This window comes from Flavobacterium sp. (assembly GCF_039916025.1).
GTDB lineage: Bacteria > Bacteroidota > Bacteroidia > Flavobacteriales > Flavobacteriaceae > Flavobacterium.
On the sequence record NZ_JBDSMB010000026.1, the window covers coordinates 1 to 4,390 of the forward strand.

Consider the following 4,390-nt stretch of genomic DNA (forward strand, 5'->3'; position numbering starts at 1 on the left):
CAGATGGTTTTCCAGTAGTTGTCATTTCATAAATGTAAACTGCTTCAATAATATCACCTAATACGAAGTTAATATCTTTCTTTAAATTTTTAACACTTGGCATTTTCTTTTATTTTAAAATTCGGTGCAAAATTACACTAAATCTTTAGAAAACAAACTACGAAATATAAATTTCTAAGATTGATGCCTTTCCTGAAAGTTGAAAATCAGTCAAACATGCCGGTAACAAAACGGTATCACCTTTTCTATACGTAAAGGTTTCATCGTCAATTATCAGCTGGAAGTCACCATCTACACACATATAAACAGTAAAAGATTCTCCGTGTTTGTATATTCTGGTATTACCGTCAAGCGGAATAAAATTTGTTGTAAAGTATTTGCAGTTAACCACTTCGTTGGAAACATTTTCAACTTTAGAATAGTGTTTTTGTGCTTCAACTGTCTCATAATTGATTGCATCCAGCGATAAATCTACATGAAGCTCGCGTTTGTTTCCATTGGCATCTACCCTATCGAAATCATAAATACGATAGGTTATATCTGAAGTTTGCTGAATTTCGGCAACTACAATTCCGGCACCAATGGCATGAATAGTTCCGGTTGCAAGAAAAAAAACATCGCCTTGCTTTACTTTCTTGAAATCTAAAATAGCAACTATTGTTTTGTCATTGATATGTTTCAAATATTGTTCTGGAGTAGATTTTTCCTTAAAACCTACGAGCAATCTTGAATCGGTATCTGCCTGCATCACGTACCACATTTCGGTTTTACCAAAAGAGTTGTGACGTTTTTTTGCTAATTTATCATTTGGATGTAGCTGAATAGACAAATCTTCGCGCGCATCAAGGTATTTGAAAAGCAACGGGAATTGTTTTCCAAATTGTTCAAAAACTTTCATTCCCAAAACGGCTTCAGGGAATTCGTTAATCACTTGGTTCAATGATTTTCCTTTTAAACTTCCATTAGCAACTATACTAATGTCATTTTCAACAGAGGATATTTCCCAACTTTCGCCAGTAATATCAGAAGTTATGGGTTTGTTTAGATAAGTCTTTAATTTGGTTCCGCCCCAAATCCTTTCTTTTAAAATAGGTTCAAATTGTAACGGATATAGTTTCATTGCGGAAATTTTAAACAAAATTACATTGTTTTGAGGATTTCAAGTGCTTTATCAATGTGAATTTTTCCCGAAGTGCTGTCGAAAATTAATTGAATAAATCCTTTTTTATCAGCGACATAAGTCGCTCTTCCGGGAATCAATCCGAGATAATCATTGGGAACGCCAAATGCTTTTCTGATTTTTTTATCACCATCTGAAAGTAAAATAAATGGCAAATTATATTTATTGGCAAAAGCAATATGTGATTTTAAACTATCACCGCTTACGCCAATAACCTCAGCACCCAAAGCTTTGAAATCTTCATATTGATCGCGAAAAGAACAAGCCTGCTCGGTACAAATGCGGGTATCATCTTTTGGATAAAAGTAAATTACAGCTGGTTTTTTGCCAACAACTTCATTGCTGTCAAACAAATCACCATTGTTATCAATGGCTGAAAAATCTGGGATTCTATCTCCAATTTGCAATGCCATTAGTTGCCTTTATAGGTTACAAAATTCCGTGGTGTTTCGTATAAAACAATTTCCAAATCTTTATTGTTATCAATATGTTCCCGGAGTTTTTGCCAAATCACAACAGCTATATTTTCGGCTGTTGGATTTAAGTCGGCAAATTCAGGAACATCTAGGTTTAAGTTCTTATGATCAAAAGCATCTTCTATGTGAAGTTTGATTAAATCGGCTAGAATTTTGGTGTCGATAACATAGCCAGTTTCTGAGTTAATTTCGCCAGTAACTGAAACGGTTAACTCATAATTGTGACCGTGAAAGTTTGGATTATTGCACTTGCCAAAAACCGCATCGTTTTTTTCCATTGACCAATCTTTACGATGCAATCGGTGTGCGGCATTGAAGTGGGCCTTTCTGGAAACTGTAACTTTCATAAAATTGGAATTTGGAATTTTAAATATTGGAATTTTACAACTTATGGTCTTCGAGATAATGGTAAAATTCGTCAAAGATAATCTTGAACCAAACGGTGTAAATATCAGGATTCTGAATCATATCGGTTTTGACGTCTTCAATTTTCATCCATTTCCAGCTTTCAGCTTCATCTTTATTAATTTTTGGTTCGTCATTATAATAACCAATCATCACATGATCTAATTCGTGCTCGGTCAAACCGTTATCAAATGGTGCTTTATAAATAAAATGAAACAATTCTTTGAGTTCGGTTTTGAAACCCATTTCTTCATATAATCTACGGGTTCCAGCCTGGATATTGGTTTCGCCATTTCGTTGATGACTGCAACAGGTATTTGTCCATAATAAAGGCGAATGATACTTATGCTGTGCACGTTGCTGCAACATGATTTCGTTGTTCTTATTCAATACAAAAACAGAAAAAGCACGATGCAAGATTGCCTTTTCATGCGCTTCTAGTTTATTCATTAAACCGATAGGTTCGTCTTGTTTATTTACCAAGATTACTTGTTCTTCAATCATATCCTTTATTAATCATTCAAAAATACGAAAAAAAATAAGCCTCCATAATTATACTATTCAAACAACCGTTAAACTTTCCTTAAAACGCAACTTTTTGTAAACTAAACGACATTTCTCTTCGTATCTTGTATAGTAAATTTGTACTAGAATTTAAAAACAAATGCAATGCGAAAATCAATTTTTAACTTTTTACTTTTGTTGCCACTATTCATATTAAATGCTTGTGGGCAAACTAATAAACAAAACACAACAACAAAAACCACTGCTATGGAAAACGTAATTTCAAAACCTGAAAATCCGTATTACTCAAACACCGATACAAAAAAACTGCATGTATCAGATGCCGAATGGAAAAAAATATTATCACCCGATTTGTATGCTGTTGCGAGAGAAGCGGATACCGAAAGAGCTTTCACCGGAACTATGTGGAATTCTGAAACTAAAGGAACTTACTATTGTGCCGTTTGTGGTTTGAAACTTTTTAGATCAAACCAAAAGTTTACAAGCAGCTGTGGCTGGCCAAGTTTTTTTGAACAGGAGAACAAAAACAGCATCACTTTTAAAGATGACAATTCATTCGGATGGCAAAGAACAGAAGCACTTTGTGGCCGATGTAACAGCCATTTGGGACATTTGTTTGATGATGGTCCGGAGCCAACAGGAAAACGGTATTGCATGAATGCTATTTCACTAGACTTTGTTCCCGATGCAACAGAAACCAAAGGAAACTTAGAAACTATTGTGCTTGGAGGTGGATGTTACTGGTGTGTTGAAGCGGTGTATGAAAATCTGGAAGGTGTCGATAAAGTAGTTTCAGGGTTTGCCGGTGGAACTGTTGCCAATCCAAGCTACGAAGAAGTTTGTACAGGAAGCACTGGCGCTGCCGAAGTAGTTCAAATCACTTACGACAAAACAAAAACGAATTTAGATGAAATCTTTCACGTCTTTTTTACTGTTCATGACCCAACAACTTTGAACCGTCAGGGTGCTGATGTGGGAACACAATATCGCTCAGTGATTTTTTATAAAAACGAAGAGCAAAAGAAAGCGGCCGAAAGTATTATTACCGAATTGAATGGTGCTAAAGCTTACAGCAGCAGAATTGTTACTACTTTAGAACCGTTTACAGCCTTTTATAAAGCTAAAGATTATCATCAGAATTATTATGAAAACAACAAAGACCAACCCTATTGTCAAATGGTGATTCAACCTAAAATTGAAAAATTTGAGAAAGTATTTAAAGATAGATTGAAAAAGAAATAACAATAAAAAACGCCTTGCAATGCAAGGCGTTTTTTTTATCTAAAATGGATAATTTATCTTTTATCCATTGCTGTGAAATCTCTTAAAGGGTGACCTACATATATTTGTCTTGGTCTTCCAATTGGTTCTTTGTTGATGCGCATCTCTTTCCATTGTGCAATCCAGCCAGGTAATCTTCCGATAGCAAACATTACGGTAAACATATCTGTTGGAATTCCTAAGGCTCTGTATATGATTCCAGAGTAGAAATCAACATTTGGATATAACTTTCTTGACACGAAATATTCATCTACCAAAGCCGCTTCTTCTAATTCCATTGCAATTTTCAGGATTGGATCATCAACGCCTAAAGTTCTCAAAACCTCATCTGCTGCTTTTTTTATAATTCTGGCTCTTGGATCAAAATTTTTGTAAACTCTGTGTCCAAATCCCATCAAACGGAAAGGATCGTCTTTGTCTTTGGCTTTAGCCATATATTTTGCTGAATCTCCACCATCTTTCTGAATTGCTTCAAGCATTTCTAAAACAGCCTGATTTGCTCCACCGTGCAATGGTCCCCAAA

Annotated in this window: 6 protein-coding genes; 1 reads left to right on the top strand and 5 read right to left on the bottom strand. The window is 35.1% G+C overall.

Annotated features, from left to right (window positions below; translation table 11 throughout):
- Positions 1-157: 157 nt before the first annotated feature.
- Genes ABIQ27_RS01475 through idi form a run of 4 tightly spaced genes read right to left on the bottom strand, consistent with a single transcriptional unit; the run spans position 158 to position 2,565 of the window.
- The gene (locus ABIQ27_RS01475) at positions 158-1,120 is read right to left on the bottom strand and encodes a type I phosphomannose isomerase catalytic subunit (RefSeq protein ID WP_348031383.1); all 963 of its coding nucleotides are present in this window, start codon (positions 1,118-1,120) and stop codon (positions 158-160) included.
- A gap of 20 nt (positions 1,121-1,140) precedes the next feature.
- Positions 1,141-1,593, bottom strand: a complete 453-nt coding sequence (locus ABIQ27_RS01480) for a peroxiredoxin (protein WP_348031385.1) — start codon at positions 1,591-1,593, stop codon at positions 1,141-1,143.
- A complete protein-coding gene (locus tag ABIQ27_RS01485) occupies positions 1,593-2,003 on the bottom strand; it encodes a 6-carboxytetrahydropterin synthase (RefSeq protein ID WP_348031387.1) in 411 nt (136 codons plus the stop codon). The genes ABIQ27_RS01480 and ABIQ27_RS01485 overlap by 1 nt, the downstream gene beginning before the upstream one ends.
- Before the next feature lie 34 nt (positions 2,004-2,037).
- Positions 2,038-2,565, bottom strand: a complete 528-nt coding sequence (idi, locus tag ABIQ27_RS01490; protein ID WP_348031388.1) for an isopentenyl-diphosphate Delta-isomerase — start codon at positions 2,563-2,565, stop codon at positions 2,038-2,040.
- 165 nt (positions 2,566-2,730) lie between these two features.
- On the opposite strand from idi, the gene ABIQ27_RS01495 reads away from it, so the two are divergent.
- On the top strand, positions 2,731-3,828 hold the full coding sequence (locus ABIQ27_RS01495; RefSeq protein ID WP_348031390.1) for a bifunctional methionine sulfoxide reductase B/A protein: 1,098 nt from the start codon (positions 2,731-2,733) through the stop codon (positions 3,826-3,828).
- Between the two features lie 53 nt (positions 3,829-3,881).
- Here ABIQ27_RS01495 and ABIQ27_RS01500 read toward each other — a convergent pair.
- Positions 3,882-4,390: citrate/2-methylcitrate synthase (locus ABIQ27_RS01500; protein ID WP_348031391.1), on the bottom strand; the 509-nt coding region annotated here is incomplete at its 5' end.

What these genes read in the sequence shown, in the direction of transcription:
- ABIQ27_RS01475 (WP_348031383.1), bottom strand. Translation starts at nt 1,120, where the DNA reads ATGAAACTATATCCGTTACAATTTGAACCTATTTTAAAAGAAAGGATT.
- ABIQ27_RS01480 (WP_348031385.1), bottom strand. Translation starts at nt 1,593, where the DNA reads ATGGCATTGCAAATTGGAGATAGAATCCCAGATTTTTCAGCCATTGAT.
- ABIQ27_RS01485 (WP_348031387.1), bottom strand. Translation starts at nt 2,003, where the DNA reads ATGAAAGTTACAGTTTCCAGAAAGGCCCACTTCAATGCCGCACACCGA.
- idi (WP_348031388.1), bottom strand. Translation starts at nt 2,565, where the DNA reads ATGATTGAAGAACAAGTAATCTTGGTAAATAAACAAGACGAACCTATC.
- ABIQ27_RS01495 (WP_348031390.1), top strand. Translation starts at nt 2,731, where the DNA reads ATGCGAAAATCAATTTTTAACTTTTTACTTTTGTTGCCACTATTCATA.